The sequence below is a fragment of the Leifsonia sp. SIMBA_070 genome (assembly GCF_046534635.1).
In the GTDB taxonomy this organism is placed as follows: domain Bacteria; phylum Actinomycetota; class Actinomycetes; order Actinomycetales; family Microbacteriaceae; genus Leifsonia.
On the sequence record NZ_JAWRYK010000045.1, the window covers coordinates 1 to 417 of the forward strand.

A 417-nucleotide genomic window follows, 5' to 3' on the forward strand; every position below is an offset into this window, starting at 1 on the left:
GTGCGGCGCACCACGGCGAAACCTGCGCGTTTAAGCTCCTGGGTGGCTCTCTGTGGGGGCATCATATCCCCGGATGAGGCTAAGGCCAGTGAACCCTGTGTGATGGCCTGAGCGGCCTCCTGCTTCGTTTCCGGCAGCGCGGACGGCGTAACCAGCGCCCGCCGGTTCTCCGGCGCGTTCGGGTCGTGCAGCCCCAGTCTGCCGTTCACTATGGTCTGCCAGGCATCAATGCGCGGACGGTCGGCGCGGTCGTAATACGGCTGTAGCCGTCTGCCGGTCAGCAGCTCCGTGTTCGGGATCAGGAAATTCAGCTCCAGTCGCCCCTTATCCTGGTGCTCAACCCACAGCACGCTGTACTGGTCTTTATCGAGTCCGGGCATCAGAACCCGCTCAAAGCTCGCCATCAGCTTTTCGCGC

Annotated in this window: 1 pseudogene; it reads right to left on the bottom strand. The window is 63.3% G+C overall.

Annotated features, from left to right (window positions below):
* Positions 1-417: pseudogene (locus SB754_RS19325) on the bottom strand (nuclease); the annotation flags it as partial.